General features: G+C 52.6%; 30 protein-coding genes. 21 read left to right on the top strand and 9 right to left on the bottom strand.

Going from position 1 to position 25,625, the window contains the following annotated elements; all coding sequences use genetic code 11:
* Positions 1–22 precede the first annotated feature (22 nt).
* Both A3L14_RS05025 and A3L14_RS05020 read right to left on the bottom strand, forming a co-directional pair.
* Positions 23–733, bottom strand: a complete 711-nt coding sequence (locus A3L14_RS05025; protein WP_055428676.1) for a hypothetical protein — start codon at positions 731–733, stop codon at positions 23–25.
* 13 nt (positions 734–746) lie between these two features.
* Positions 747–1,196: a hypothetical protein gene (locus A3L14_RS05020; protein WP_055428675.1), complete on the bottom strand. Its 450-nt coding sequence runs from the start codon at positions 1,194–1,196 to the stop codon at positions 747–749.
* 138 nt (positions 1,197–1,334) lie between these two features.
* On the opposite strand from A3L14_RS05020, the gene A3L14_RS05015 reads away from it, so the two are divergent.
* Genes A3L14_RS05015 through A3L14_RS05005 form a run of 3 tightly spaced genes read left to right on the top strand, consistent with a single transcriptional unit; the run spans position 1,335 to position 4,196 of the window.
* Positions 1,335–2,495, top strand: a complete 1,161-nt coding sequence (locus A3L14_RS05015) for an aconitase X catalytic domain-containing protein (RefSeq protein WP_074631245.1) — start codon at positions 1,335–1,337, stop codon at positions 2,493–2,495.
* A 9-nt stretch (positions 2,496–2,504) separates the two neighbouring features.
* Positions 2,505–2,897 carry a DUF126 domain-containing protein gene (locus A3L14_RS05010; protein ID WP_055428674.1) on the top strand — a complete coding sequence of 131 codons (393 nt, stop codon included), beginning with the start codon at positions 2,505–2,507 and terminating at the stop codon, positions 2,895–2,897.
* A 42-nt stretch (positions 2,898–2,939) separates the two neighbouring features.
* Complete coding sequence (locus A3L14_RS05005) at positions 2,940–4,196, top strand: site-2 protease family protein (protein WP_055428673.1); 1,257 nt, start codon at positions 2,940–2,942, stop codon at positions 4,194–4,196.
* Here A3L14_RS05005 and A3L14_RS05000 read toward each other — a convergent pair.
* Positions 4,193–4,753, bottom strand: coding sequence for a hypothetical protein (locus tag A3L14_RS05000; RefSeq protein ID WP_055428672.1), 561 nt, complete (start codon positions 4,751–4,753; stop codon positions 4,193–4,195). The genes A3L14_RS05005 and A3L14_RS05000 overlap by 4 nt on opposite strands.
* Before the next feature lie 117 nt (positions 4,754–4,870).
* On the opposite strand from A3L14_RS05000, the gene A3L14_RS04995 reads away from it, so the two are divergent.
* The 4 genes from A3L14_RS04995 to prf1 all read left to right on the top strand — a co-directional run bounded on the left by A3L14_RS04995 (position 4,871) and on the right by prf1 (position 7,507).
* Complete coding sequence (locus A3L14_RS04995; RefSeq protein ID WP_074631247.1) at positions 4,871–5,047, top strand: class III signal peptide-containing protein; 177 nt, start codon at positions 4,871–4,873, stop codon at positions 5,045–5,047.
* A 341-nt stretch (positions 5,048–5,388) separates the two neighbouring features.
* Positions 5,389–5,946 (top strand): HEAT repeat domain-containing protein, encoded by a 558-nt coding sequence (locus tag A3L14_RS04985; RefSeq protein ID WP_055428670.1) that lies wholly within the window; start codon positions 5,389–5,391, stop codon positions 5,944–5,946.
* 10 nt (positions 5,947–5,956) lie between these two features.
* The gene (locus A3L14_RS04980; protein ID WP_055428669.1) at positions 5,957–6,193 is read left to right on the top strand and encodes a pro-sigmaK processing inhibitor BofA family protein; all 237 of its coding nucleotides are present in this window, start codon (positions 5,957–5,959) and stop codon (positions 6,191–6,193) included.
* A gap of 66 nt (positions 6,194–6,259) precedes the next feature.
* On the top strand, positions 6,260–7,507 hold the full coding sequence (gene prf1 / locus A3L14_RS04975) for a peptide chain release factor aRF-1 (protein WP_055428668.1): 1,248 nt from the start codon (positions 6,260–6,262) through the stop codon (positions 7,505–7,507).
* A 1-nt stretch (position 7,508) separates the two neighbouring features.
* Here the strand turns inward: prf1 and A3L14_RS04970 are convergent, their stop codons facing one another.
* The gene (locus A3L14_RS04970; protein WP_055428667.1) at positions 7,509–8,390 is read right to left on the bottom strand and encodes a dihydrodipicolinate synthase family protein; all 882 of its coding nucleotides are present in this window, start codon (positions 8,388–8,390) and stop codon (positions 7,509–7,511) included.
* A 95-nt stretch (positions 8,391–8,485) separates the two neighbouring features.
* On the opposite strand from A3L14_RS04970, the gene A3L14_RS04965 reads away from it, so the two are divergent.
* Positions 8,486–9,559: an AAA family ATPase gene (locus tag A3L14_RS04965; protein WP_055428666.1), complete on the top strand. Its 1,074-nt coding sequence runs from the start codon at positions 8,486–8,488 to the stop codon at positions 9,557–9,559.
* On the opposite strand, the gene A3L14_RS04960 is transcribed toward A3L14_RS04965, so the two are convergent.
* Positions 9,560–11,488 (bottom strand): arginine--tRNA ligase, encoded by a 1,929-nt coding sequence (locus A3L14_RS04960; protein WP_074631248.1) that lies wholly within the window; start codon positions 11,486–11,488, stop codon positions 9,560–9,562.
* Between the two features lie 69 nt (positions 11,489–11,557).
* On the opposite strand from A3L14_RS04960, the gene A3L14_RS04955 reads away from it, so the two are divergent.
* Positions 11,558–11,836: a lipoate protein ligase C-terminal domain-containing protein gene (locus A3L14_RS04955; protein ID WP_055428665.1), complete on the top strand. Its 279-nt coding sequence runs from the start codon at positions 11,558–11,560 to the stop codon at positions 11,834–11,836.
* 9 nt (positions 11,837–11,845) lie between these two features.
* Positions 11,846–12,415: a stage II sporulation protein M gene (locus A3L14_RS04950; protein ID WP_055428664.1), complete on the top strand. Its 570-nt coding sequence runs from the start codon at positions 11,846–11,848 to the stop codon at positions 12,413–12,415.
* Here A3L14_RS04950 and A3L14_RS04945 read toward each other — a convergent pair.
* On the bottom strand, positions 12,347–13,480 hold the full coding sequence (locus A3L14_RS04945) for a DUF354 domain-containing protein (protein ID WP_055428663.1): 1,134 nt from the start codon (positions 13,478–13,480) through the stop codon (positions 12,347–12,349). The genes A3L14_RS04950 and A3L14_RS04945 overlap by 69 nt on opposite strands.
* 285 nt (positions 13,481–13,765) lie before the next feature.
* On the opposite strand from A3L14_RS04945, the gene A3L14_RS04935 reads away from it, so the two are divergent.
* Positions 13,766–15,052: a UDP-N-acetyl-D-mannosamine dehydrogenase gene (locus A3L14_RS04935; protein ID WP_074631250.1), complete on the top strand. Its 1,287-nt coding sequence runs from the start codon at positions 13,766–13,768 to the stop codon at positions 15,050–15,052.
* Complete coding sequence (gene wecB / locus A3L14_RS04930) at positions 15,049–16,182, top strand: non-hydrolyzing UDP-N-acetylglucosamine 2-epimerase (protein WP_055428661.1); 1,134 nt, start codon at positions 15,049–15,051, stop codon at positions 16,180–16,182. Before A3L14_RS04935 ends, wecB begins: the two co-directional genes overlap by 4 nt.
* Here the strand turns inward: wecB and A3L14_RS04925 are convergent.
* The 3 genes from A3L14_RS04925 to A3L14_RS04915 all read right to left on the bottom strand — a co-directional run bounded on the left by A3L14_RS04925 (position 16,168) and on the right by A3L14_RS04915 (position 18,821).
* A complete protein-coding gene (locus tag A3L14_RS04925) occupies positions 16,168–16,881 on the bottom strand; it encodes a hypothetical protein (protein WP_055428660.1) in 714 nt (237 codons plus the stop codon). The two genes, wecB and A3L14_RS04925, sit on opposite strands and share 15 nt — an antisense overlap.
* On the bottom strand, positions 16,878–17,456 hold the full coding sequence (locus A3L14_RS04920; RefSeq protein ID WP_055428659.1) for a hypothetical protein: 579 nt from the start codon (positions 17,454–17,456) through the stop codon (positions 16,878–16,880). The genes A3L14_RS04925 and A3L14_RS04920 overlap by 4 nt, the downstream gene beginning before the upstream one ends.
* Positions 17,457–17,561: 105 nt before the next feature.
* Positions 17,562–18,821 carry a radical SAM protein gene (locus A3L14_RS04915; protein WP_055428658.1) on the bottom strand — a complete coding sequence of 420 codons (1,260 nt, stop codon included), beginning with the start codon at positions 18,819–18,821 and terminating at the stop codon, positions 17,562–17,564.
* A 189-nt stretch (positions 18,822–19,010) separates the two neighbouring features.
* On the opposite strand from A3L14_RS04915, the gene A3L14_RS04910 reads away from it, so the two are divergent.
* From A3L14_RS04910 to A3L14_RS04870, 9 genes are all read left to right on the top strand, one after another.
* A complete protein-coding gene (locus tag A3L14_RS04910) occupies positions 19,011–19,511 on the top strand; it encodes a hypothetical protein (RefSeq protein ID WP_055428657.1) in 501 nt (166 codons plus the stop codon).
* Positions 19,512–19,776: 265 nt separating this feature from the next.
* Entirely contained in the window at positions 19,777–20,283 is a 507-nt protein-coding gene (locus A3L14_RS04905; RefSeq protein ID WP_055428656.1) for a Na+/H+ antiporter subunit E, read from the top strand.
* Entirely contained in the window at positions 20,280–20,534 is a 255-nt protein-coding gene (locus tag A3L14_RS04900) for a monovalent cation/H+ antiporter complex subunit F (protein ID WP_055428655.1), read from the top strand. Before A3L14_RS04905 ends, A3L14_RS04900 begins: the two co-directional genes overlap by 4 nt.
* Positions 20,531–20,947 (top strand): monovalent cation/H(+) antiporter subunit G, encoded by a 417-nt coding sequence (gene mnhG, locus A3L14_RS04895; protein ID WP_055428654.1) that lies wholly within the window; start codon positions 20,531–20,533, stop codon positions 20,945–20,947. Before A3L14_RS04900 ends, mnhG begins: the two co-directional genes overlap by 4 nt.
* Positions 20,944–21,228, top strand: coding sequence for a DUF4040 domain-containing protein (locus A3L14_RS04890; protein ID WP_055428653.1), 285 nt, complete (start codon positions 20,944–20,946; stop codon positions 21,226–21,228). The genes mnhG and A3L14_RS04890 overlap by 4 nt, the downstream gene beginning before the upstream one ends.
* Positions 21,229–21,230: 2 nt before the next feature.
* Entirely contained in the window at positions 21,231–21,938 is a 708-nt protein-coding gene (locus A3L14_RS04885) for a Na(+)/H(+) antiporter subunit B (RefSeq protein WP_055428652.1), read from the top strand.
* Complete coding sequence (locus A3L14_RS04880; RefSeq protein ID WP_055428651.1) at positions 21,935–22,279, top strand: NADH-quinone oxidoreductase subunit K; 345 nt, start codon at positions 21,935–21,937, stop codon at positions 22,277–22,279. Before A3L14_RS04885 ends, A3L14_RS04880 begins: the two co-directional genes overlap by 4 nt.
* Complete coding sequence (locus A3L14_RS04875; protein WP_055428650.1) at positions 22,276–23,763, top strand: proton-conducting transporter transmembrane domain-containing protein; 1,488 nt, start codon at positions 22,276–22,278, stop codon at positions 23,761–23,763. Before A3L14_RS04880 ends, A3L14_RS04875 begins: the two co-directional genes overlap by 4 nt.
* Positions 23,763–25,622, top strand: coding sequence for a proton-conducting transporter transmembrane domain-containing protein (locus tag A3L14_RS04870; RefSeq protein WP_074631316.1), 1,860 nt, complete (start codon positions 23,763–23,765; stop codon positions 25,620–25,622). The genes A3L14_RS04875 and A3L14_RS04870 overlap by 1 nt, the downstream gene beginning before the upstream one ends.
* Positions 25,623–25,625: the final 3 nt, after the last annotated feature.

Here is a 25,625-nt window from a genome sequence, read left to right as displayed (position 1 = left end):
TAGGGAGAAAGAGGGGAGAGCGTCAGTCGAGCGGTGTTACGTCCACCACTACTTTGGCGTCTTCACTGTCGTATTCAAATCTGACGGGGATTCCATTACTGTTTACAAACACTCTCCATTCCGCTCCGTTTCTGGCAGTAAAGCGATATTCAAAGAGCTTTTCCTTGAGTCCAAGCCCCATAAGTATCCTGTCTGTCAGTGAAACGGAATCCTTAAGGGCCTGGAAGTTCTTGGATCCAAGGGCAACATCGCGTAGCAGCAGGGTGGGCAGGTTCGCCCTCATCATCGCCATAGCCTGCTCCGGATTGATTCCGTAGTACCTCTCCCAGAACTGAAGTATGTCCATCTTAGTTCCGTTGGCGAGGGTTACAGTTCCGGAAATCTTTCCTGTATTGAGGTCAAAAACAACCTCACCTTTCATCACAAGTGAACCGTTTATGTAAAGCTCATCGTATTCAGTGACGACACCTTTGGTGAGATCCACGGTACCTTTTGTCACAGTCCTGCCCTTGTATAAGAACTCCCGCCGGATGTTCTTCGAGTTTCCGTTGTGGACTATATAAACCCTGTACTGCTTGAATTCAACGCTACGGGAAAACTGGTACCTCTTCGTGTTTTCCAGAGCTAGTGCCAAGGTTCTCTGAGAGGGTGGCTGGGAGAGGGCGTAGGCAGTGCTCAGAATACCCCCAAGGACGATGAGAACTACAACAACCGGAAAGAGATACCTCCTCACTCACATCACCCCCTTAAAACGTTCCTGCACCAACGAGTTTGTAGTGCCACCGCATAGTCATTGTGGAGCGGGGTCCGCCGTCATAGTCATCAAGGAATGGATAATAGAAGCTCCCCGTAAAGCTCGCTTGAGTATATGTCCTTGACAGAGAAAAGCCCTGGGTATTTGTGAGTTTCACTGAGGAGTAGTCCAAGAAATAGACTCCAAGCACTATCACCGCGATACTGGAATGTCCCTCACCTTCATACCAAGACGTAGAGTAAGACTCCACTTCCCCCCTCATCACAAAGGCATAGTAGTTGGGCCACAGTCCAACAATATCAGTATCGTAGAAGGATGCTCCCGTGTCCGACAGAACCACGTCGTACGTGCCTCCCCAGAAATCTGCCGCCACCTGCCCTGCAGTTATGCTACTGAACACCAAAAACAGTAGCAAGGCTGCCTTCTTACTCCGGCTTCCCATAGGCAACACCCCCATTGGGCATTAATTATTATCATAAAAGGTTATAAAATTTCCGTTATAAAACCCCATGAACCCTGACTTTAGCCGATAGAAGCAAGGGCTTATAAGCAGAGAAGTCCCTTAGATAGTGGTGGTTAGATGTACCTGACAAAGGAAGAGGAGCTCATACTCACTGGGGAATACGGGTATGCGCTTCAAAAGGCGATGGAGATACTTGTCGCCCTCGGCGAGATATACGGTGCCGACAGGCTCATTCCGATCAAAAGCGCCCAGATAGCAGGTGTTTCGTACAAGAACATAGGGAAAGCGGGTGTTGAATTCCTCCGTGATTTTGTGGATGCAGGTGCAAAGGTCAGCGTCTATACAACCCTGAATCCAGCAGGGATAGGTGACGAGGACTTTATGGAGAAGCAGATTGAGGTTCTTGAGCTCTACCGCAGGATGGGAATTGAGATAACCTCAACCTGCACACCTTACTACGGAGCGAATCTCCCAAAGTTCGGCGACCATCTGGCATGGAGTGAAAGCTCAGCCGTCAGCTTTGCAAACTCCATCCTGGGGGCAAGGACAAACAGAGAAGGGGGGCCCTCAAGCCTGGCCGCGGCAATAGTTGGCAAGACCCCCAACTACGGCCTCCACCTGGAAGAAAACAGGAAGGCAACAATCAGGATCAGCGTTGAGGCCAAAGTCGAGACATTCGTTGACTACTCCGCCCTTGGCTATCACCTCGGAAAGGCTCTGGGAAACGATGTCCCCTACTTTGTTGGGTTGAATCCGAAAAATCCGGATTTTCTCAAAGAGCTCGGCGCTGCGATGGCCGCCAGCGGAAGCATAGCCCTCTACCATGTTGAGGGGGAAACTCCCGAATACCGCAATGCCATCGTAGACAAAATCGAGACGATAACGGTTGAGGACTCTGACATCCAAGCCGTCAGAGAGCAGTTCTCAGACGAATGGAGCGAAATTGACATGATACTCATAGGCTGTCCCCACGCATCCCTAGCGGAGATTAAAGAAATCGCAGAACTCCTCAAAATGCGGGGGAGACCTCTTAGAATCCCCATGTTTGTAACAGCCAGCAGGGCTGTTAAAGCTCTGGCGGACTCGCTTGGTTATACGGACATCATAGAGAGGTACAATGGCAGAATAATTCCGGATGCCTGTTTTGTGGTGTCCCCGATCAAGGGATGGTACAGGGGGATAGCGACCAACAGCGGAAAGAGCGCGTTCTACTTCCGTTCATTCGGCTTCAGCGTACGGCTGGATAACGTGGAGAACCTTATTAATAACGCTCCGTGAGGTGGGATAATGATGCTCAAAGGCAGAAAAATAGTCGGTGGAAAGGCGGAGGGAGAACTGGTAGTCTCCCAAAAACCCCTATCATTCCTAGGTGGAGTTGACCCCGAAACAGGAATTGTGACGGACGCTGAAAGCGATATACGGGGACAGAGCATAGCCGGGAAAATACTCGCCTTTCCGCGCGGTAAGGGCTCAACTGTAGGTTCATATGTCATCTATGCTCTAAAGAAGAACGGAAAGGCCCCAAAGGCAATAATCGTCGGCGAGGCCGAGACAATAGTTGCTACGGGTGCAATAATAGCCGGGATACCCATGGTGGACGGAATAGATGTCTCAAAGCTCATCACCGGAAAACGTGCCCGTGTGGATGCCGACAGCGGGCTGGTCGAAATTGAGGAATAGACTTTTTAAGCCATCCGGACTATTCAGATTCAGGGGAGCCAAGTGCCAAGGGGAATCTACGAGTGCATCAACTGCAAGCACAGGGAAACGCTGGATTCCACTGAAGCCCTTCTCGAAAAGAGCTGTCCCGTTTGCGGAGGAGACATGGTTCTTGTTGAGTTTCAAACCGATTCCGATGAACTTGCCCTCCAGACGGCCCATCAACCAAAGTCCCCAGCACTTCCAGAGACCCTTGAGAGCAAGCTCAGAGAGTTCTACCTCGTTGATCTGGAGAGAATAGAGGGCAATGTTTTCGTTTTCAAGGTTCGTGAGATCCTTGAGAGCGATTTTGAAAAGGTTCTGCGGGAACTGGAGGAAATGGGGTACTGGGCAGCCCTCAAAAAGCGTGATGATGGTGTCATGCTTTTCGTATTTCCCGCGGGGGAAGTGAAAGATGACAACAAGTGGCTCCCCTGGTTGTTCCTGATAGCCACAATCCTCACCACCCTACTTGCGGGATATTACCTTTCATTAACATACATTCAAGTTCTGGACTATTACGGTATTCCCGGGATACGGAATCCCTACATCAATGCCATCGCGTTTTCGATAAGTGTTATGGCAATACTCGGCACCCACGAGCTTGGACACAAGATAGCAGCTGCATATCACGGCGTTAGAGCGACGATGCCGTATTTCATACCCTTCCCAAGCATGCTTGGAACTCTGGGAGCGGTGATACGGGTTAAGTCCCCCCTGCCCACAAGAAACGCCGCCATAGACTTGGGGGTCAGCGGTCCAATAGCGGGTTTTTTAGTTGCGATTCCAGTTAGTATAATCGGCCTCAGACTCTCGGTTCCGGTGCCCCAAAACTTAATTCCTCAAACCCAGGGGGGAATAGCCTTCGGTGAGAACCTTCTGTTCCTGCTCATTGAGAAGTATATCGTTACGTTCCCCGAGAACACTGTCGTGTTCCTTCATCCGGTTGCCATCGCTGGATGGGTTGGAATCTTGGTGACGTTTTTGAACCTCATTCCAGCGGCCCAGCTGGATGGAGGACACATTGCCCGCTCATTCCTCGGTGAAAAGACCCATCGATATCTTACGATGGTCGTGGGGCTTGTTCTTATTGGCATGAGCTTTCTCTGGGTCGGCTGGCTTATATGGGGCATGCTGGTCCTCCTGATGGGTTCAGCCGGCAATCCTGGTGCGCTTGATGAGGTCTCCCCAATTTCAAAGAAGCGGCTTGCGCTTGCGATTCTGGCGTTTATAATCTTCGTAATCTCGGCAACGCCGAGACCCCTGTGGGTCCCCGGCTAGTGCCTTTTCCTGTCCCTGAGAATCTGTTCGATGTCGTAATATATGGAGTCCCTGGACACTCCAAACATTCTGGCTATCTCTGAGATGTTAAGAACCCTGGGATTATAGTTGAAGTTTTCGAGAACTTTAGCCAATAGCTCTCTGCGCTCTTTGATTGTATATTCGGTGAACGATTTTATCTCAAGAGGGGCGTTGTAGACAACAATTCCCACCGCATACGTTCGTCTTGTCACGGGGGTTGTGTAGGTCCCAATCTCAAAGTCTACAATTTGAGCACCTCTAGGCAGCGCAGAGTTAAGTTTTTCCAGAGTTCTTTGTATTGCATCCTCCTTGTGTTTCCCAGGGGAGTAATCAGCTAGGATTCCCTTTCGGTTGTTACCACTGGAGTCGAGTAGGAGTGTTACTGTAAGGTTCATAAAAGCACCAAATGTCAGACGTATTTTTGAAGAACGTATAATGCCATGCTTGGATGATAAGATGTTCTGCGACTTTGAAACTATATCCTTTACACAATCTTCAATATTGACTGATTCGGATTGGACAGCCAATAATTCCACATAACCACCCCTGTGCTTTCTACAGTATTGGGGAGATTTGACTTAAATTTGAGGAGAAAGCTATATAAGCTTTTTCAGTACATTAATGTATGAAGTAATCCTTTGGGGGTGAGTATCATGAAGAGGAAGGCCCAGGGTGCCATCGAGTACCTGTTTATGATTGCGGCTGCCCTGATAATAATCCTGATTGTGGTCAGGCAGCTTAGAGGTAGGACTCAGAGTGCCACTAGCACCATAGGAAACGCCAGCCAGGAACTGAACACTACTCTTGGCGAGCTGAATAAGAGCGGCTGATTTTAAAGTGTCTTTTTATTTTTATATAAAACCCATTATGAGCATGCTTTTAGTTTGTCGTATTAAAATACATAGGTGGTCAGTGGTGAATAGGAACGCCCAAGCGTCTTTGGAGTATATTATGATGTTCGCGGTAGGCATGCTTATTGCGGCCATAATAATCTACCGGCTGATAGGGATTAAAGGACTTGCCAAATGGGCAGGGAGCCAAATGAATAGTACAGGCAAAGAGATTACAGAAGGCTTTCAGAATTTAAGCAATATATCGAACCAATGATAGAGCAAACCTTTTTAGTGAATTAGTGAAATAGGTATTTAGTTCTATTTCAAGGTGATGCCACATGGGATTCCTCTCCTTTGGCTCAAAAAAAGATAAAATAAAAAAACTCATAGAAAGAGAGCGCTTCGACGAGATTGTATCAATGGCAGTAAAGGATAAAAAGGCCCTGAATGCACTCATCGAGCTTCTGGATGATCCCGCTCCGGGTATTCGGGGAGATGCACTGCTCCTTCTAGGGATGGTGATTGAGCAGAGGGGGGAGGTTATCGAGCCCCACGTGGGAAAGATACTCCCAAAAGCCATTGAGTTAACCAAGAACAGGAACCCCTACGTAAAGGAAAATGCAATGATTTTATCGTATGAAATCACACGCAGATTTCCTGGTAAGGTAATGGGTCTCAGGGACACCATCGTTGAGGATCTCATAAATGAACTGAGGGAAGGGGACAAAAATACTAAAGGATTCGCTTTAATACTCCTGGGAGAGATCGGTGCAGTTGGAGCCAAGGAGTACATTGAAGAGCTAGTCAACGTTGAGGACAAGGTGATACTCCCATTCGAGGGTAAAAAGTGGGTTCCCCTGGGGGAGATAGCAAAGGAGGCCCTCGAAAAGCTCTGAGGTGGTAGAGATGGTTGAGATACTGGTTTTCCTCCTCCTGCTGGCCCTCGTCGGTTATATAGTCCTTAAGCTGACGCTGGCGGTAGTGAAGTGGCTGGCCGTCAACACGATAGTTGGGCTCGTCCTTATAGGGCTCCTCAACTTCCTGGGAGTAACAAACATCGAAATAACACCACTGAGCCTGCTGATAGTTGCCGTCGGTGGCGTTTTGGGGGTCTTCATCTTAGTGCTGTTATCCCTCGTATAGGCCTCCAAACCTTTATAAATTCCCTTTTCGTGCCCTTAACGGCGAGAAGTTTCAGGGGTGATGCTCATGTCTCACAAATCAGCCGAGATGTATGAACTCAAGAAAAAGGTGGAGGAACTCAAAAGCTATCGAGGTCGTGCGACCGAACTCGTCAGCCTGTATATCCCAGCGGGCTACGACATAAACAAAGTCATGCAGCAGCTCAGAGAGGAGTACGGAACGGCACAGAACATCAAGAGCAAATCCACGCGAAAGAACGTTTTGGGTGCACTGGAGAGAGCCATGCAGCACCTCAAGCTCTACAGGAAGACACCCGAAACGGGCCTGGCCCTCTTCGTCGGCAACGTCAGCGAGCAGGAAGGGGTAAGCGACATAAAGCTCTGGGCGGTGATCCCTCCCGAACCGCTCAAGGTCAGACTTTACCGCTGTGACCAGACCTTCGTTACCGAGCCCCTTGAGGAGATGCTCCGCGTTAAAGACGCCTACGGCCTGATAACGGTCGAGAAGAACGAAGCAACGATAGGCCTCCTGCGCGGGAAGAGGATAGACGTCATCGACGAGCTGACATCAAACGTTCCAGGAAAGACGAGAGCTGGAGGTCAGTCCGCGAGGCGTTACGAACGCATTAGAGAGCAGGAAACGCATGAGTTCATGAAGCGTATAGGTGAGCATGCCAACAAGGCCTTTCTCCCGCTCCTTGAGAAGGGCGAGCTGAGAGGTATAATCATAGGCGGCCCGGGGCCGACCAAGGAGGAGTTCGTTGAAGGCGACTACCTCCACCACGAGCTCAGGAAGAAGGTAATCGGTGTTGTTGACATAAGCTATCACGGCGAGTACGGGCTCAGAGAGCTCGTGGAGAAGGCCAGCGACATACTCAAAGACCATGAGGCCGTCAAGGAGAGGCATCTGATTCAGAACTTCTTCAGGCACCTCGTCAAGGACACAGGGATGATAACATACGGCGAGAAGGAAGTCAGAACCGCCCTTGAGCTCGGTGCCGTTGACACACTCCTGATAAGTGAGGGATACGATAAGGTCAGGGTTAGGGCGAAGTGTAATGCCTGCGGCTGGAGCGAGGAGAAAACGATGAGCGAGCAGGAGTTCCACATATACAGGAAGAAGCTCACTCACTGTCCAAAATGTGGAAGTCAGAACATCAGCTTTGAGAAGTGGGACGTTGCCGAGGAGCTTATAAAAATGGCGGAGGAGAGCGGCTCCGAGGTGGAGATAATCTCCCTTGACACGGACGAGGGCCAGCAGTTCTACAAGGCCTTTGGTGGATTAGGGGCCTTCCTCAGGTACAAGATTCAGTGAACTAGCCCAGCACCTCGGCGAGCAGTTTTCTTATATCCTCCTTCACTTCGTCTCCATCCATCATGTATGGAGGTCTGAGGACGGGTTTTATCGAGAAGCCCCTTACCGACATCGCCAGCTTTATCGCGGAGCCAAAGGAAGAAGCCATGTCGTAGACCTTGGACAGTTTTGCCAGTCTGCGGGCATACCCAAGGGCATCCTCGAAGCGCTTCTCCTGAAACGCCTTCCACACTGCGAGGTGAATCTCAGGCGCGAAGTTGGCGCAGGCCATTATACCGCCGTCGCCGCCGAGGATAAGGGTGTTCAGAAAGTGCTGGTCTAGACCGGTGAAGACCCTGAAGTCCTTTCTCTCTCCCTTCACCTCAAGGATTACATCGCGGACGTGGTTAACGCTGTCTATCGTCTCCTTTACACCTGCGATGTTTGAGTACTCCAGGGCAAGGCGCTTGATGAGGGAAACGCTGAGGGGATTGGCGCAGGAAGGGATGTTGTAGAGTATAATAGGAATATCAGTTCTCTCGGCGACTATCGAGTAGTGCCTGAAAAGGGCATCGTCATTGAGGGGACAGTAGTACGGCGGGGCTATAACGGCGTAGTCAGCCCCTATGTCCTGGGCATGCTTCGTCAGCTCGATGACCTCGAAAGTATTTGACGATGCGGTGCCGACGAGGTAGAAGGCAGAGGTTACGAGTTCTCGTCCCTTCTCGGCCAGAAACTTTTTCTCGTCAGTGCTCAGGCTCGTGAACTCTCCGGTCGTCGCGTTGATAAATACTCCGTGCACTCCAGCCTTCAGGAGGAACTCAACGTGCTCCTCAAGGGCCGGAACATCGATAGAATAGTCCTCATTGAAAGGTGTCACAAGGGGTACTATAACGCCGCGCATGGAACCACCGGGGGATTTTGGAGAAAGGAGTATTTTAGGGTTCCGGAAAAGGTTTTAAGTACCGGTACCGATACCTGGTATCGGGGGCGATACCTATGCTCTTTGACCCGAGACCAAAGGAGAGAAGGGAGGAGATGTTTGACAGAGAGGAGGAACTTGAAGCCATCCTCAGAGGCATGGGGGAGTATCCAATAACCCTTATCATAGGAATCCGCCGCGTGGGTAAGAGCTCCCTTCTAAAGGCGGCCCTTAACGAATATCAGGGAATCGGACTCTACCTCGATGCCCGCAGGCTCTACGCGGCAGGGAGCGGAAACATAAGCGCCTCAGTGATAACGGACGAGCTCAGTAGAATACTCATTGGAAGGGGCCGTTTTGGATTTCTCCGGGGCATTAGCATTGAGAAGGTGAACATCGGGGGAATCCAGATCAAACCCCGCGACATGGGGTTTATGGACATCCTTGAGGTTATCAACAGAATTGGGGAAAAAACGGGCCATAAGGTCATCCTGGCCTTTGACGAGGCCCAGTATCTAAGATTCTACGGTTCCAGGGGCGGAAAGGATCTGCTGGCTGCCATAGCCCACGCCTACGACTCAATGCCTAACTTGGGTTTTGTATTCACAGGCTCGGAGGTTGGACTTCTCCACGACTTTCTGGGACTGGATGACTACTCAAGCCCCCTCTACGGAAGAATCTACGAGGAGGTTGAGGTCAGACCGTTTCCGAGGGAGCTTTCCGAGGAGTTCCTTAGGGTGGGCTTCTCGGAGGTTGGGTTGAACGTACCGCAGGATGACATCAAAAGGGCCGTTGACGAGCTGGATGGAATACCCGGATGGCTCGTTGAGTTTGGATTCAATTACTGGAAAAAGGGGGACCCAGAAAAGGCCCTGGAAACCACGATGGCAAAGGCGAGGAGCATGATACGGGAGGAGCTACTAGAACTTGAAAGGCGCTCCCCGAGGTACGCCCTCATCCTGCGTGCGGTCTCCATCGGACTATCGAGGTGGTCTGGGATAAGGGACTACGTGGAAGCAAAGAGTGGCCCCATAACGAACGCCAGGCTGACCAATCTCCTCAGGAACTTGGAAAAGATGGGGTGGATAAAGAAGGAGAACGGCGGATACAGAATAATAGACCCCGTGGTGGAAAAAGTGTTGAGGGAGTGATCACATCTTCTCGGGCGCCTCTATGCCGAGCAGTTCAAGAGCATTGCTGAGAACCTGCTTTACAGCCAAAACTAAGAGCAGTCTCTCCTCCACTATGCCTTCCTCGGCTTTGAGCACCGGATGATCCATGTAGAACTTGTTGAAGAGCGAGGCGACCTCGTTGGCGTACCACGGGATGAGGTGGGGCTTGACGTCCTTACCTGCCTGCTCCACGATCTCCGGGAACTTTGCGAGGAGCTTTATCAGCTCTTTCTCCCTGCTGGTAAGCTTCGAGAAGTCAGCCTTCTCCATGAGAACCTTCCAGTCAGTCTCTATGTCCTTCTCCTTTGCCTTCCTAAGAATCGAGGCACAGCGTGCGTGGGCGTACTGGACGTAGGGGGCGCTCTCGCCCTCGAAGTTGAGGACGTCCTCCCACCTGAAGGTGATTACCTTGTCCGGGCTGTACTTGACCAGGTTGAAGCGAACGGCCCCAACTCCAACGGCCTCCGCGATATTATCCTTCTCCTCATCGCTCAGGCTTGGGTTCTTTTCCTCCACCAGCTCCCTCGCCCTCCGGACGGCTTCGTTGAGAACCTCGTCGACGGTGAAGCCGACCCAGGTTCCCTTCCTTCCCGAGAACTTGCCCTCCGGCCGAACAACGTGCTCGTAAGCAAGGTGGTGGAAGTTCTCCGCACTCTCCTCAAATCCAAGAAGCCGGAGGGCATAGCGTATCGCCATCTGGGGGTGCTTCTGCTCGGCGCCGATGACGTTGATGACTATGTCCCCTCCCCCAAATTTCCCGGGCATCTCATCCCCGTCGGGGGCGGTCGTCCAGGTCTCGTGCTCTTCACGTTTGTCCCATGGCTTGTAGAGCATATCGGCACTGACCTTTCCGAACTTCCAGAGATGATACGCGATGTCCTTGCCGGTGTAAGTGGCGGTCCCGTCGCTCCTCTTGAGGACGAGGAAGGGGTTCTTCATGTCCGGGAAGAGCTTCCTGAGGTCCATCACGAAGGCTCCTTTGTACTTGCCTTCCGTGGCCCAGAAGAAGTTCTCGTTGGCCTCAATGAGCCCGTAGGCCTCGCCGAAGATTCCGCTCCTCATTATGTCGCTCTCCCAGCTGAGGAGGTCATAGGTCACTCCCATGCGGTAGGTTGTCAGCATCTGGGCCCTGACAACGCGCTCGGCCAGCTTCCTGCCGAGTTCGGCTATCTCGTTGTCCCCCTCTTCAAGCCTTTTCATGAGCTCGCGGACTTCCTTGTCAACCTCCGGATTCTCCTCTATGCGCTTGTTCACCTCAACGTATAGCAGGCCCATAACGTGGTCTATGAAGTCTTCCTTCAGGCCCTTATCCCTCAGTTCAGCCTCAATACTCTCAAACTCGTCCTTCAGATGGAGATAGCCCCAGAGAACCTGGGCAAACTGCACGCCAAGGTCGTCTATGTAGTTCTGGACTTCAACGGTGTAGCCGAGCTTCCTCATTATCCTCGCCATAGTGTCTCCGAGAACTGCGTTCCTGGCGTGCCCCATATGGAGGGGCTTTGTCGGGTTTACTGAGGTGTGTTCAACGATGACCTTCTTTCCGGCCCCAACCTCACTCTCTCCGTAGGCATTCCCTTCATCGAGTATCTCGCGTACGAGGTTTTTGGCAAATATCTCGTAGTTCAGATAGAAGTTTATGTAGCCGTTCACGGCCTTGACGTCGGCAATTTCCTCGGGTAACCTCTCCCTGAGTCTTTCAACAAGCTCCTCGGCGATGAGCTTCGGTGCCTTCCTGAAAACCCTCGCCAGCTGGAAGGAGACCGTTGTTGCGAAGTCGCCAAGCTCGATATTCGGAGTGTCGTCGAAGGTTATCTCACCTTCCCACTCTTTTCCAACCTCGTTCAGCATTTCTTTCAGAGTTTCTTGGAGGATAAGCCTGATCTTCCCCTTAACCTGAGCGTATCCCATTCCCACCACCGCAACCACTTATACCCAACCTTTAAAAAGTTCTCCGAACCATTTACTTTGGGGATGGGTATGAAGCACCACGTTGGAGAGCACAAGGCCAGAAAGGGCCTGATTAGGATAGAGTTCGACGAGAGAGACGGAAAAGCAGAACACGTGAAGATCACCGGAGACTTCTTCATGCATCCAGAAGAGGCAGTCCAGGAGCTTGAAAAGAAGCTTGAGGGACACAAACTCGAAGAACTGGAGCAGATTATAGACGAGTTCTTCGCGGTGAGGATGGACATAGAGATGCCCTATGTTAACGTTGAAGACTTCAAGATTGCCCTCAAGAACGCCCTCAGGGAGTGAGGTGGGGGTATGCTCGGGCTCAAGGTGGAGGTTCCCAGAAGGATCCTCGGCTACCTGCTCATCGTATTTCTTGCAGCTTCATTCGCCGGATATCTCTTCGCCATTGGAAATCCCGGAGCGGCCATGGATGCCGTCAAAAAGCTGGCCGAACAAATAGATCCAACCTCAGATTCCAGCTTTGAGAACTTCGTCAAGATATTCACCAACAACTCGATGGTGGCACTCTTCATGCTCCTATCGGGCCTCTTCTTCGGCCTGGGACCGTGGCTGATAATGGCCTTCAACGGATTTATGGTCGGCCTCGTCGTCAGGGCCGTTCAGGAGAGCGGGGAGCTTTCATTCCCCCAGATAATCCTGGGTCTGGTGCCCCATGGAATCATTGAAATACCGGCAATAGCGCTCGCGGGGGTTTCAGGTATCATCTGGTACCGGGAGATAATAAAGGGCGAGGGAGAAACGGGGGAGCGGTTCAAAAGGGGAGCGGTGAAGGCACTAAAGCTCTTTGCACTTTCAGTGCTGCTCCTCCTTGTGGCGGCCGTTATTGAGGCCTACGTAACCCCGCGCGTTGCTGGTATCTGACGGTTCCTCCACTTTTATTGTCACGAAGGTTCCAAACTCCTCGTAGGTCTCTATCTCCCGGAGAATGACGTCCATGGGGTTCTCGAAACCGCTTACAACGCTCCTTATGTAGGCGCGGTAGCTCCCGTTCATCTCCATCATGCGCTCCGCCATTCTGGCAACCTTCACTGGGTCGGTTGAGTGGAACTTCAGGCCCTTCTCCACGAGCCACCTTGTAACGGCCAGCAGCCTTCCGGGATACGTCGAGATCGTCGGGGTTCCGAGGGCTATAGCTTCCCTGTTCATGGTTCCACCAGCACCTATCATGAGCCTGGCATAGTAGAGGAGGCTGAGGCTATCAACGGGCCTTTCGGGCATTATCACGTTGTCGAAGCGCTCGAAACGCTCCCTTTGCTCTTCCGTACGGGGGAAGAGAACTATGGGGACCTCAGGAAGGAGCGGGATAACATCCTCAAGCACGCTCTTTGGCGGCCCGTTGAAGTAGTTGGCCTTTATAGGCTCGGTGCGCATGACTAGGTACTCTCCAGGCCTTACTCCGAGTTCTTTCAAGACAGATCTGCTTGGAAGGAAACCGTAGAGGTGCGCCAGCTCGGAGAAGCCCTTAACCGGCCTCATGCCGTTTGGATCCGCACCGCATCTGAGGAGCTCGTATGCGTCTATTGCGGTGGGGTAGAGAAGGAGCGTGGTGTACGGTAGGATGAGCTTGTTCTGTGCAACGGCCGTTTCGTTGTCAACGAAACCTATTGCCGGCATCTGGAGGCCGAAGGCGACCCTTGGTGCCTCGGCGGAGTGCTTGTAAATCGCCAGGTCCGGCTTTTCTTCAATGATAAGCTTGGACAGCTTGTACATTCTCTCGGTGCTCGCCAGGAGCTTGCCCTCAAGCGTTGCACCGCCGTGCTTCCCGACCACATAGTAGTCGACTCCAAACATGTCCAGAATACCGGTTAACCCGTCAAACTCCCGCGTGGTGACGAGAATCTCGTGACCGGCCTTTTCGAGCTCCTTTATTATACCCTTGAAAAAGTGAACGTGAGGAGCGTTCGTGATGTCAATCCATACCTTCATCTCATCCACCAATTTACTGGACAACTCTGTTCAATATAAGGCTTTCCCAAAAACGATTGTGAAGCCTTCTTTTCAAAGTTTTTTCATGCCGTTTCAAAGCGAACAAACGTTTAGAACGCTTTCTTTCGGTGAAATTAAAGACATTGTTGGAGGGCATCCCGCTGAGAGAATGAAATTACGCGGGAAGCACCACAAAATTGTGCACATCCAGGAAATCCGGCCAGAAATCGTTTTCTGGAAAAGACTTTTATTCAGGCGGTGGCACTAGGGTAATGGGTGAAGGGCATGCTGGAGAAAATAGAGGGCAGGAAAGCAGAGATAGCCGTAATTGGCCTGGGATACATCGGCCTTCCGACGGCCATAATGTTCGCCAACGCAGGTTTTCACGTTACGGGCTATGAAATACGAAGAGATGTGGTGGAGAAAATAAACTCCGGAAAGGCCCATATAGTTGAGCCCGAGATAGACGACCTCCTCAAAAAGGCAATTGAGAACGGAACCCTCCGTGCAACTTCCGATCCGGGAGAGATCAAAAACAAGGACGTTTACATAATATGCGTCCAGACACCCCTCAAGGAAGACAAAACTCCAAATCTGGAGTACCTACAGAATGCCATTGAAACCGTTGCAAAGGTCATGAAAAAGGGCTCGCTTATAATAATTGAGAGCACAGTCCCTCCGCTCACAACTGCTAAAATGGCTGAACTGGTGGAGAGGATCACCGGACTCACGCCGGGTGAGGACTTTTATATGGTTCATGCCCCCGAAAGGGTAATGCCAGGCAGGATATTCAAGGAGCTGGTTTACAACTCCCGCATTTTCGGAGGAATAACCCCTGAAAGCGCCGAACTTGCTGAAAGGCTATACCGCTCCTTCGTGAAGGGGCAGACGTTCAAAACGAGCTCAACCGTCAGCGAGGTCGTTAAGCTCATGGAGAACACCTTCCGGGACGTCAACATAGCCCTCGCCAACGAGTTCGCCCTCTTGGCTCACCAGTACGGGATAGACGTTTTCGAGGCCATCGAGCTGGCCAACACCCACCCAAGGGTCAAGATCCATGTGCCCGGCATAGGGGTCGGCGGCCACTGCCTTCCGAAGGACCCGCATCTTCTCGTCTGGCCCGCCGAGAGGGACTTTGGGCTGATACGGCTGGCAAGGGAGATAAACGATTCGATGCCCCTGCTTACAAGGGAACTCCTGTTCAACGCCCTCCATGAGGCCAACGTTCCCCCGAATAGGGCTGTTGTTGCAGTTCTTGGCTTAGCATATAAGGGCAACAGCGACGACACGAGAAATTCACCGGCACTTGCCTTCATCGGAGCCATACGGGACGATGTCGCCGAGGTGAGAACCTACGACCCCTTCGTCGGTGGAACCCACAAAAACCTTGAGGCCGCTCTAAAGGGAGCGGATGCCGTCGTCATAGCAACCGACCACACCGCTTTCAGGTCCCTCGACTGGGAGAAGCTGGGCATGCTTATGAGAACACGGGTTCTGGTGGACGGCAGGCACGTCATCGATGAGCCGCCGCGAGGCTTTATCTTCCGGGGCGTTGGGAGGGGAAGGTATTGAAGCCAGCCTTCGTCTTCGGAACGAGGCCGGAGATAATAAAGCTCGCACCGGTGATAAGGGCATTCATTGAGAGGAGCGTGGAGCCGCTTTTAATCCATACCGGTCAGCACTACGACTACGAGATGAGCGCGGTCTTCCTAGAGGAGCTTGAGCTCCCACCCATAGACTACCACCTTGAGGTCGGCTCTGGAAGCCAGGCGGAACAGACTGGAAAGGCAATGATAAATATCGAGAGGGTTCTGATGAAGGAAAAGCCGGACGTAACGCTTGTGCAAGGCGATACCAACACCGTCCTAGCCGGTGCCTTAGCGGCCGTCAAACTGAAGATACCGGTTGCCCACGTTGAGGCAGGACTGAGGAGCTTTGACAGAACGATGCCCGAGGAGATAAACAGAATCCTGGCCGACCATGCGAGTGAAGTTCTCTTCGCCCCAACGGAAGAGGCGGGGAAGAACCTAGAGAGGGAAGGGATAACCGAGGGGGTCTATGTGGTCGGCAACACGATAGTTGACGCCGTCCTCCAGAACGCCGAGGTAGCCGAGAGAAAGAGCGACGTTCTTGGGAGGTTCGACCTTAAGCCGAAAAAATACATACTGATAACCGCCCACAGGGCGGAGAACACGGACAGCAGGGAAAACCTAACAAAGCTCGTCGAGATACTCGAAGCCCTTCCCATGAGGGCAATCTACCCGATGCACCCGCGCACGAAAAACAGGCTTAAGGAGTTCGGTCTATGGGAGAGGATAAACTCGATTGAGAACCTGACAATCACCAAGCCCCTCGGATACCTTGACTTCCTCAAGCTGGAGAAGAGCGCCTTCGCAATAATGACAGACTCCGGCGGAATACAGGAGGAGAGCATAATCCTCAACGTACCGTGCCTAACGCTGCGTTACAACACCGAGAGGCCGGAAACTGTAAAGGCGGGCGGCAACATCCTGGTGGGGCTGGAAAAGGAGCGTGTCCTTCGCTACCTGAACAAACTGCTTGAGGATGAGGAGTTCTATCTAAAGATGGCAAACGCACCTAACCCGTTCGGTGACGGAAAGGCCGGGGAGAGGATAGCGGAGATACTCCTGGAGCTTCACAAGAAGGGAGAACTGAAGGTCAGGAGCTCAAGGTTCATCTGAGGGCCTGAGGGTTCGGGCCCATTCTTGAATTTCCTTTCCCACCTCCCCGGCCAGGATATCCCAGCAGCTCTTATCGGCCAGCTTGCCGCGCCTTACCTCAAGGACGTTCCAGTAAACCACCTTCAGCGAATAGGGGCTTCCATCGAGGTCAGCCCTTGCTTTGGCGGTACGGAAAAGGTCGGCGGCAAAATACTGCAGGTCGTCTGTTTTTCTTGAATCGCCGGAGTATTTTTCCTCCACCGACAGATAACTCCCAACGTCGCCATTAGAGTTCATGTAAACGAGTATGCTCGCGTAGCAGTTTTCGTAGTAGACCCTGTTTTCGTGGCCGTAAAACGGAACGAAAATGATAACAACCGAGTTGTTTATCCTTGAGGGCAACCCCTCGCCCGGAAAGACCATGACCGGCCTCACGTGTGCGAACTCGGAGTAGAGAGTTTCCGATTCCAAAACCTCTGCCATAGCACTCTTCAGGGAGTCCTCAAACTGCCCGTGGTAGTCAAGCTCTGGGTAAACACCGGAAATCAGCTCAAGCTCAGGGGGCATGTCAACAACAACCTTTCCCGGAGCAGTAACGTTGGCGAGATGATTGAACTCACCCCTTGAGTCCCAGGACACTCCAGTTGAGAGGGAGAAGTAAAAGACGAAGGCATAGACCACAACGATAAGGAGTGCGAGGCTAATCCCCTGGCGATTCATCCGGCCTCACCATGTGAGAGGCTCTCAATACGGTCGACGGTAGCTTTTACCGCCTCTCTCAAGAGGTGATTTTGGTAGCCCCTGAGACCGATGATGCCCCTGGATTCATCAGAGATGTCGAGGAGGATGTAAGCTTGGAACTGGGGCCTCTCTGTTCTGCTAAAGGCCATCAGGGCTTTTTCCTTATCGGTGGCGTTCCTGTAACTCAGATAGTGGGCTGGATCGCCGGCGCTTGAATATATGGCAACGACCCTTACCTGTCCCTCCGCAAGTATAGGGGAATAGCTGACGTTGAACCACTCAACCCAGACAGCCAGAAACTGGCCGTCGCACTCAACGGGAGAGGACAGAGTCATGACCTTATGCCCTCTGCCTTTCAGTTCGGTGGCCACCATTTTTCCAAAAGGGGAGTCAGGGTAAACGCAGAAACCCTCGTTGAAGGTAGCATTGACGTTTCTCATGCTTCCAGTTTGGACACTGACGTGGGTTTCCGAGTTAGCCAGGGTAAAGCTGCCGAAGTAGAACACGAGCGAAAGGACGGCCAGAGTTAAGACAACCCCGTAGGTTTTCCTCATAACACTCCCCGGTCAATGCATCGGCGCTGATAATTTAAACTTTTTGGAGTCATGACAAGACGATGCATAAGGGGATTATAAATTAGTTATCAAAGTGGTGAGGCCCTAAACTGGGGTTCCGATGTAAATTCCATGTCTTGTCCTGACGATCTTGACCCTCACCCTATCGCCGACTTCCGCATCAGTGTTTATTACCTCTATGAGCCTGTTCCTTGCCTTAGCCAGCATCTCCCCCCGGATCCTACCCGGAAGGACTACCTCTGCCCTGACGGTTTCACCCGGACGGAAGACCAGGGGGATAAATTCCCTCTTCTCCATTCCAAAGTGCTTTGGCTTCAGGACGAGGGGCCTCATCCCGGTCTTCTCCTCAAGTTTTCTGAGCCAGGCGTAGAACTCCTTGAACGGGACGAGCTTGGCTATCGTGGGGTTCCTCCCGAACTTGTATGGGATGTAGTTCTGGAAGCCGAGGGCCGGCCAGCGCTTCCCGGCGCCTATCTTCATTGCAAACTCTATGAAGGCCTCTGCCTCGTCGTCGTTTATCCCAAATATTATGACCGGAGCAATGAGCACGTCGATTCCAGCGTTTACCAGTGCCTCCGCCATATCGAGGACGTGCTCCAGGTCGTAGTTTTTTATCCCCATGAGCATCCTCGCCTTGTCCGGATCTAGGGAGTGGAGGGATAGGTTCACCCGGTCCAGACCTGCCTCGGCCAGCTCTTCGACGAGCTTATCGTTCAGCAATGTGCCGTTGCTCTGCATGGAGATTACAGAGACGTTCGGGTGCTCGCGGAGGGCCTGCACCAGTTCGACGCGGAAGGGATAGATCAGCGGTTCTCCCTGGCCGTCGAGGTGGGCCTCCAAACCCCTCCCCTTTATGCGCGCGACATCATTGAACCACGTCATCAGGTAGTCGATGTCAACAACGTAGTCGAGCTTCCTTGTCCTTGAGTAGGGCCCCTCATCAACGGAGCAGAAGACGCAGCTGAGGTTGCAGCCGCTTACGCCCCTCACCTGGATGAGGTTTGTCCCCCGGTCAATTAAACCAAAGGCGTTGTATCCGAGGAGGGGAACGTCCATACCCTCGTGGATGTAGAGAACCTTCCTGCCGGTGTAGCGGTTTTTGAGAAGGGCACCGAGGTTGTTCTGGATGTAGATAGCGATGTACTTTTCCACATCAGGATAGTCGGTATCAATAACCATAGCGCCGTCTTTCACTGTTATTTCCGGTAATACACGATACTTTCGCCTGATCACTCTGGAAAGCTCTCTTTTTTCAAATTCTGCATAAAGAGTCTCACGCCATATGAGCCTAATGTTCTCACCGGCGTCCTCGAAACGTGTATGGGGCAACCTGACCTCAATCATATTTGCGGGTTCAGCGGAGATTTTAAAAATCCGCCGATGGATAAAAAATCCGGCCATTAGTGGGGCGTCCATGCCCACTCCCGCCCAAAGGTTTTTAAGGAGAGACCTTTTGGAGTCATGCGGGCATGGAAACATTTTAATATTATTGAATTAAACAGTCTAGTGATGGACTAGTGTGGGTGATCGGTAATGTGGGGAAAGATCGAGCATTACTTTGACGAGTATCCTGTGAGGAAGCAGATCGCTAAGACGCTCCTCAAGTACGGCCTCAGGGTTTCAGAGGATATGAAGATTAAGGCCGGGGATATAGAAGTTCCATACACAAAGATCGCGAAGGCCCTTGATGTCGACAGAAGGGTTGTTAAGGAAACCGTGGGGATGATACTCAAGATACCCGAGCTGAAGGAGATCTACGTAAACCTTGAACCGACCGTTCACATGAAGTATGTCGGCAGGCACGTTGGCTACGGCGTCATAGAGATCGAGCCGGAGCCGAGGGCGATAGGCATACTTGCAAAGATCGCCCAGAAGATAGCCGAGAGGGACATCAACATAATCCAGGTGGTCGCAGAGGATCCGGAGCTTTATCCGGAGGCAACGCTCACCATAATCACGGAGAAACCAATTCCGGGCGACCTTATCAACGAGCTCTCCAAGCTTGAGGGAGTCAAGAGGATATCCATCTACTGACCCGCCTCTTCTTTTTGATTGAAATTTCCCTCAATTTTTCACACTCACTGTAACCAAATTTGGGAACTCCCTGACTCCTCTCAAGCTATGCGCCATGAGGAACCCTTTTTAACATTAGAGAACAAACCTGGTGCCTCTATTTTAACCAAACGTTTTAAACCTTTGTTCTTCGTAGGTAACGTTTATAAGCAATTGTTTTAAACCAAAAATTAGCTTCGCTTAACTCTGTAAGGAGCACTTCCATCAACCTGTGGAGGGTTGCTGAATGGGAGAAGCAAGCAAGATAAGCCGCTACCTGTACACGGTTATCGTACTGTTCCTGATATGGCTGTTTCTAACAGCCAGTTTGGATCCACAGGAGCTAGGATTCGGCCTGCTGCTGTCGCTCATCGTCGGTGCGTTCACCTACGAGATATTCACCACCAACGGCCTCGCAAACCTCAGCCCAAAGAGGATCGCCTACGCAATAGCTTACATCCCGTACTTTCTGTGGGCCATGATAATGGCAAACCTCGATGTCGCATACAGGGTTCTGCACCCCAAGAGGCCCATAAACCCGGGAATCGTTGAGTGCAGAACCGTTCTCAAGAGCGACGTTGGAAAGCTCAGCCTCGCCAACTCAATCACCCTGACACCGGGAACCATAACCCTCGACGTCGACGGGGACAGGTACTTCATACACTGGATAGACGTCAAGGATTCGAGCGTTGAGGGTGCATCTAAGAACATAACCGAACCCTTTGAAAAGTTCCTGAGGGTGATCTTCGGATGATAGGGATAAACGTTTATCTCGCGCTTATAGCCATAGCGACGCTTCTCAGCATGTACAGGGTCTTCAGAGGACCGACCACCGTTGACAGGCTCGTTGCGGTCGACATTATGACGACCATCACCACGGGCCTCATGGTTCTCTTTGCGCTGTACTACGGGAGAATGATATTCCTTGACGTTGCACTCGTTTACGCGATACTCGCCTTCGGTGGGGTCATAGCCTTCGCGCGCTACATGGAGGGAGGCCTATGAACGCGCTCACCGCTGTTGGAGAAATTCTGGTCCTCCTTGGAACGTTCTTCTACATACTCTCATCACTGGGCCTCATCAGAATGCCGGACGTCTACAACAGGATGCAGACTGCCACCAAGAGCGCCACCCTGGGTTCGCTCGGCGTTATTATCGGTGTCGGCATCTGGGCCCTTGGAACCGACTTCGGAAGCGCCGCCTGGCTCACCAAGACGATAGTCATCGCGGTCTTCCTCCTGCTCACCAACCCGATAAGCGCCCACGCACTCATAAGGGCGGCCTATAAGAGCGGCATACCTCTCTGGGAGGGCAGTGTTGTTGACAGATACAGGGAGCACCTAGAGGCAAAGGAAAAGGAGGCCGGCTCACCTAAGAACCCCGATGAGACCCCCATAAAGGAGGGTGGTGTAGAATGAACGGTATAACATTCATCGAGTACCTCATAGTTGGCTTAATGGTAGTCTCCGCAATACTTGCGGTCGAATGGAGGGACCTGCTCGCGGCCGCCGTCGGGATGGCGGCGGTAAGCCTGTTCGCATCGCTGCTGTTCTTCATGCTCCAGGCCCCGGACGTTGCAATGACCGAGGCTGCCATAGGCGCGGCGCTCAGTGCGGCGGTGTTCATATTCGCCATTAAGAGAACCCAGCGCTTTGAGACAGAGGAGGAAGAAAAGCCCGGCTGGTGGGTGAGGTGGTGAAAATGATGAAGCGCCTCCTTGCAATAATCCTGCTCCTCATCGTGGGTTACTGGCTCGCCCAGGGTCTAGCCGGTGTCCCCTTCGGTCAGGATAAGATGCTCGTTGGACAGTACTACCTCGACAACGTAAAGCAACAGACCGGGGCAGTTAACGCGGTAACGGCCGTTGTCGTCAACTACCGTGGTTTTGATACACTCGGTGAGGTCACCGTCCTGTTCATCGCATCAACCGGTGTCGGGGCACTCCTCTGGAAGAGAAAGAAGAAGAGGAGCGCTAAGACCGAGGGCTCAATAGTCCTCACAACCGGAACAAGACTTCTGGTGCCATTCGTAATGCTCTTCGGCACATACATCTTCATCCACGGCCACCTCACACCGGGTGGAGGATTCCCCGGCGGAGCCACCATAGCCACGGCCTTCTTGCTGCTCTACCTGGCGTTCATAACCTATGAGATACCCCACAGGGGCTTCGAGAAGACCGAGGGGCTAGCAGGAATGGGCTACGTCCTTGTCGGCCTCATTGGACTTGCAATAGGTGGCTACTTCCTCTTCGACTGGATATGGCAGACATGGAACTTCGGCACGGAGAACGTTGGAAGGCTCCTCAGCGGCGGCTTCATACCGATAATCTACACCATAATCGGAATCAAGGTCGGTACGGAGCTCAGCGGGATCATCGACGGCATGATAAAGGAGGAGGTGAGCGAATGATCAGCGTCTACTACTTCGGGGCCATAGCCCTGGTTCTGATAGGTCTCTACGCCATCCTCGTCAAGAAGAACCTGCTTAAGATACTCATTGGGCTCAGCATAATGGAAACCGGGGTCAACCTTCTCCTCATCAGCATCGGCTACGTGTCCGGAAGGAGCGCACCTATACTGAGCGAGGGGATAGGCCCGAGCCAGGCCGTTGATCCGATTCCGCAGGCGCTGGTTCTTACGGCGATAGTTATCGGCGTCGCAACCACGGCCATGGCCCTTAGCGTTGCCATGCTGATCTACGAGAAGTACGGAACACTCAACATTGAGGAGATAAGGAGGTTGAGAGGATGAACGGGCAGTATGCCGCTCTGCTCATAGCCGTGCCCCTCATCAGCGCGTTCTTCGTGCCCCTGCTGAAGGGCGCTGGGAAGAACGCCATCAAGTACTTCCTCATAGCAGTCACGGCACTTCAGACTGGAATAGCCGCGCTAGTCTTCCAGCAGGTCTATACCACCGGCCAGCCGATAATCGTCATGGCCGGAGGCTGGAAGCCGCCCGTTGGAATCAACCTGTACTTCGGTCACTTCGCGGCGCTGTTCGTGCTGATAGTGGCGGTCGTCAGCTTCCTGATGGCAATTTTCAGCCTTGAGTCAATCAAGGTCGAACCGATAGACAAGTACGCCATGCTGTTCCTGCTCCTCATGCTCGGTGCAACGGGCATGATAGCGACTGGAGACATCTTCAACCTCTTCGTCTTCATGGAAATAACCGCAATCAGCGCCTACGCACTCACAGCCTACAACAAGACCGGCGAAGCCGCGGAGGCTTCAATGAAGTACATAGTCCTCGGTGGGATAGGCTCAAGCTTCTTCCTCATAGGTGTGGCCCTTATCTACGGCTCCCTTGGAACCCTCAACATGGCCCAGATAGCCCAGCTGGCTGCAACAATGAACCCGACCGTTGCACAGGTCGGACTCGCCCTGATAATCTTTGGACTGGCAGTTGAGGCCGAGATATTCCCGCTCAACGCATGGGCGCCGGACGCCTACCAGGCCGCACCGCACCCGATAACCGCAATGTTCTCCGCCTTCGTCGTCAAGGCTGGTCTCTACGCGATGGCCAGGATCATCTACCTGATGCAGGATGTAGGAAGCTGGGGCTCGGTTCTAAAGCTCCTCGTCGTGCTGGCAACCCTCACGGTTATTGTTGCCGAGCTTGCAGCTCTCAGACAGAGGGACGTAAAGAGGATGATAGCATACTCCAGTATCGCCCAGATCGGTCTCATTGCACTCGCCTTTGCCCTCGGCACCCAGAGCGGCGTTGATGCCGGAGTCTTCCACATGGTCAACCACGCCATTGTGAAGGCCATGCTCTTCCTCGCTGTGGGCTACGTTGCCATGACCCTTGGAGGGGCGGAGATTGAGAACTTCAAGGGACTGGGCAGAAGAATGCCCCTAATGGCCTTCGCGATATCCGTCGGCGCCATAGCCACCGTCGGAATACCGCTCTTCAACATATTCTGGAGCAAGGTCAGAATAATCCTCGCAACACTGCAGGTTGGCTATACCTGGGCGGCAGTGCTTGTACTGGCAGCGAGCGTCGTGGAGGCGGTTTATTACTTCAGACTGCTCCACGTCATATGGTTCGAAGGGGACGGTGAGAAGATAAACGAGAACCTGGCAATAGGGCTCATGGTGCTCTTCCTTGCGGCTCTGGTTGTCGTCATAGGCATCTACCCGGACTACGTATGGAGCCTTGCCCAGAAGGCTGGAAACGACATCTTCAACGTCGCCAGCTACATTAAAAACGTGCCACTGATGGGGGTGGGAGCATGATTAACGAACTCTTGATCATCATTTTCGCGCCCCTCATAGCGGGGGTCATAGCGTGGGCGCTCGACATCAAGATATTGAGGGAGCTAACCGGCATAGTCGGTGCGGTTATTCCCCTCTCTTACCTGATTTACCTGTACCCCACAATCGACGCAGGAAAGACCATACAGTACACTGCCAGCTTCGCTGGCTTTAAATTCAACTTCGCTCTGACCCAGCTCAGCTGGATCTTTGCCATGATGGCAGGTGTCGTTGGTCTGGCCGCGGTGCTCGGCATGGCCTCAACCGCAAGGAGCAGCTACGAGTGGCTTTTCGCCCTCATGAGCCTCACCGGTGTCTTTGGGATATTCCTGTCCTACGACCTGCTGGCGTTCTTCATATTCTGGGAGGTCATGACCTTTGGAAGCTTCATGATGGTGCTCAAGTACAATAAATCCGCCTCGCTCAAGTACTTCATCCTGAGCGTCATAGGCGCCTACGCCATGCTGATCGCCATAGGCATCATCTACGCCAGAGTCGGCTCCTTCAGCTTCATCCAAGTTTACAACGCCTTCGCCCAGGACGCCGCCCTCGGAATGGTTGGGGGAGAAACCCTGTTCAGCAGGGGCGAGATGGCGGCCATATTTGGCCTCTTCCTGGTAGCGTTCGGCGTCAAGGCAGGAACCTTCCCGCTCCACGTCTGGGCGCCCGATGCGTACAGCGAGACCAACCAGAGCTACACCGCGATGTTCAGCGGCGTCCTCAGCAAGACGGGGGTTTATGGATTCATACTCCTCTATATGCTGATGGGGTACAGACTTATGGCGGAGTTCGGAACCTTCAGGAGCGTTCCGAAGTTCGGCTACATAATTGCCTTCCTCGGAGGTCTGACGATAATCGTGGGCGGTCTTCTGGCTGCCCTCCAGGAGGACATCAGAAAGCTCTTCGCTTATTCCAGTATAAGCCAGATAGGCTACATCCTCGTTGCCATCGGCGTCGGCAGTGCCCTCAGCATCGAGGCCGGTATATACCACGCTATAAGCCACGCCCTCTTCAAGGGGCTGTTCTTCCTCATCGTGGCGACGATAATATACCGCACCGGCAAGACCGAGTTCAAGGACATGGGCGGTCTGGCCGAGAAAATGCCCTTAACCTTCGCCATGGCGTTTGTTGCAATCCTCAGCCTGGCAGGAATACCACCCCTCGTCGGCTTCGCCAGCAAGTGGCTGATATTCGAGGCTGTGATAAGCCAGAACATGCCAATCCTGGGAGGCATGGTGTTCTTCGGAAGCGCCATCGGCTTCGTATACCTCATCAGGTTCACCTACGCCGTCTGGTTCGGACAGAGGCCGACTGACCTCAACGACGTCAAAGACGCCCCGCTTCCGCTCGCGATAGGCATGGGCATACTGGCTTTACTCAACGTGGTCTTCGGTATCGCCCCGGGTCTCGTCGCGGGGGAGCTCAACAAGATAATAGGCAAAGATGTCATCGGCGGAACCATCTGGGAGCTTGACATCGGCGTCGGCAAGTACAACGGGCTTCTCATCACAATCTGGCTCGTCATCGGCCTGCTGGTGGCGGCAATAATATACTTCCTCGGCGCAAGGGTCAGGAGGGTCCCGGTCACCGACACCTACCAGTCTGGCAACCCAGTGACCATGGACTACAACCTCACCATAAGGAGGAACTTCTTCCTCCCGCTCAAGGAGGCCCTGTCCTTCTGGCTCAGGATAAGCTTCGACAAGCTCTACAGGGACATCGCCAAGACCACGGAAGATTTTGCCGACACCCTTAGGAACTATGTCTACAATGGAAACGTTCAGAGCTATGCCTGGTATCTGGCCATAATACTCCTGATACTGGCAATGTGGGGGGTGTGAAGG

The organism is Thermococcus thioreducens, assembly GCF_002214545.1.
GTDB classification, from domain to species: Archaea; Methanobacteriota_B; Thermococci; order Thermococcales; family Thermococcaceae; genus Thermococcus; species Thermococcus thioreducens.
The sequence above is the reverse complement of the archived record's forward strand: the minus strand, read 5'-3'. Positions and strand labels throughout refer to the sequence as shown.

Bases quoted from the DNA above. Each gene is read 5' to 3' on its own strand.
- A3L14_RS04955 (WP_055428665.1), top strand. From the start codon at position 11,558: ATGAAGCACCACGTTGGAGAGCACAAGGCCAGAAAGGGCCTGATTAGG.
- prf1 (WP_055428668.1), top strand. From the start codon at position 6,260: ATGTCTCACAAATCAGCCGAGATGTATGAACTCAAGAAAAAGGTGGAG.
- A3L14_RS04910 (WP_055428657.1), top strand. From the start codon at position 19,011: ATGTGGGGAAAGATCGAGCATTACTTTGACGAGTATCCTGTGAGGAAG.
- A3L14_RS04890 (WP_055428653.1), top strand. From the start codon at position 20,944: ATGAACGGTATAACATTCATCGAGTACCTCATAGTTGGCTTAATGGTA.
- A3L14_RS05015 (WP_074631245.1), top strand. From the start codon at position 1,335: ATGTACCTGACAAAGGAAGAGGAGCTCATACTCACTGGGGAATACGGG.
- A3L14_RS04970 (WP_055428667.1), bottom strand. From the start codon at position 8,390: ATGCGCGGCGTTATAGTACCCCTTGTGACACCTTTCAATGAGGACTAT.
- A3L14_RS04965 (WP_055428666.1), top strand. From the start codon at position 8,486: ATGCTCTTTGACCCGAGACCAAAGGAGAGAAGGGAGGAGATGTTTGAC.
- A3L14_RS04905 (WP_055428656.1), top strand. From the start codon at position 19,777: ATGGGAGAAGCAAGCAAGATAAGCCGCTACCTGTACACGGTTATCGTA.
- A3L14_RS04945 (WP_055428663.1), bottom strand. From the start codon at position 13,480: ATGAAGGTATGGATTGACATCACGAACGCTCCTCACGTTCACTTTTTC.
- A3L14_RS04900 (WP_055428655.1), top strand. From the start codon at position 20,280: ATGATAGGGATAAACGTTTATCTCGCGCTTATAGCCATAGCGACGCTT.
- A3L14_RS04915 (WP_055428658.1), bottom strand. From the start codon at position 18,821: ATGATTGAGGTCAGGTTGCCCCATACACGTTTCGAGGACGCCGGTGAG.
- A3L14_RS04950 (WP_055428664.1), top strand. From the start codon at position 11,846: ATGCTCGGGCTCAAGGTGGAGGTTCCCAGAAGGATCCTCGGCTACCTG.
- A3L14_RS04920 (WP_055428659.1), bottom strand. From the start codon at position 17,456: ATGAGGAAAACCTACGGGGTTGTCTTAACTCTGGCCGTCCTTTCGCTC.
- A3L14_RS04980 (WP_055428669.1), top strand. From the start codon at position 5,957: ATGGTTGAGATACTGGTTTTCCTCCTCCTGCTGGCCCTCGTCGGTTAT.
- mnhG (WP_055428654.1), top strand. From the start codon at position 20,531: ATGAACGCGCTCACCGCTGTTGGAGAAATTCTGGTCCTCCTTGGAACG.
- A3L14_RS04875 (WP_055428650.1), top strand. From the start codon at position 22,276: ATGAACGGGCAGTATGCCGCTCTGCTCATAGCCGTGCCCCTCATCAGC.
- A3L14_RS04985 (WP_055428670.1), top strand. From the start codon at position 5,389: ATGGGATTCCTCTCCTTTGGCTCAAAAAAAGATAAAATAAAAAAACTC.
- A3L14_RS04880 (WP_055428651.1), top strand. From the start codon at position 21,935: ATGATCAGCGTCTACTACTTCGGGGCCATAGCCCTGGTTCTGATAGGT.
- A3L14_RS04995 (WP_074631247.1), top strand. From the start codon at position 4,871: ATGAAGAGGAAGGCCCAGGGTGCCATCGAGTACCTGTTTATGATTGCG.
- A3L14_RS05010 (WP_055428674.1), top strand. From the start codon at position 2,505: ATGATGCTCAAAGGCAGAAAAATAGTCGGTGGAAAGGCGGAGGGAGAA.
- A3L14_RS04960 (WP_074631248.1), bottom strand. From the start codon at position 11,488: ATGGGATACGCTCAGGTTAAGGGGAAGATCAGGCTTATCCTCCAAGAA.
- A3L14_RS04935 (WP_074631250.1), top strand. From the start codon at position 13,766: ATGCTGGAGAAAATAGAGGGCAGGAAAGCAGAGATAGCCGTAATTGGC.
- A3L14_RS04885 (WP_055428652.1), top strand. From the start codon at position 21,231: ATGATGAAGCGCCTCCTTGCAATAATCCTGCTCCTCATCGTGGGTTAC.
- A3L14_RS05020 (WP_055428675.1), bottom strand. From the start codon at position 1,196: ATGGGAAGCCGGAGTAAGAAGGCAGCCTTGCTACTGTTTTTGGTGTTC.
- A3L14_RS04925 (WP_055428660.1), bottom strand. From the start codon at position 16,881: ATGAATCGCCAGGGGATTAGCCTCGCACTCCTTATCGTTGTGGTCTAT.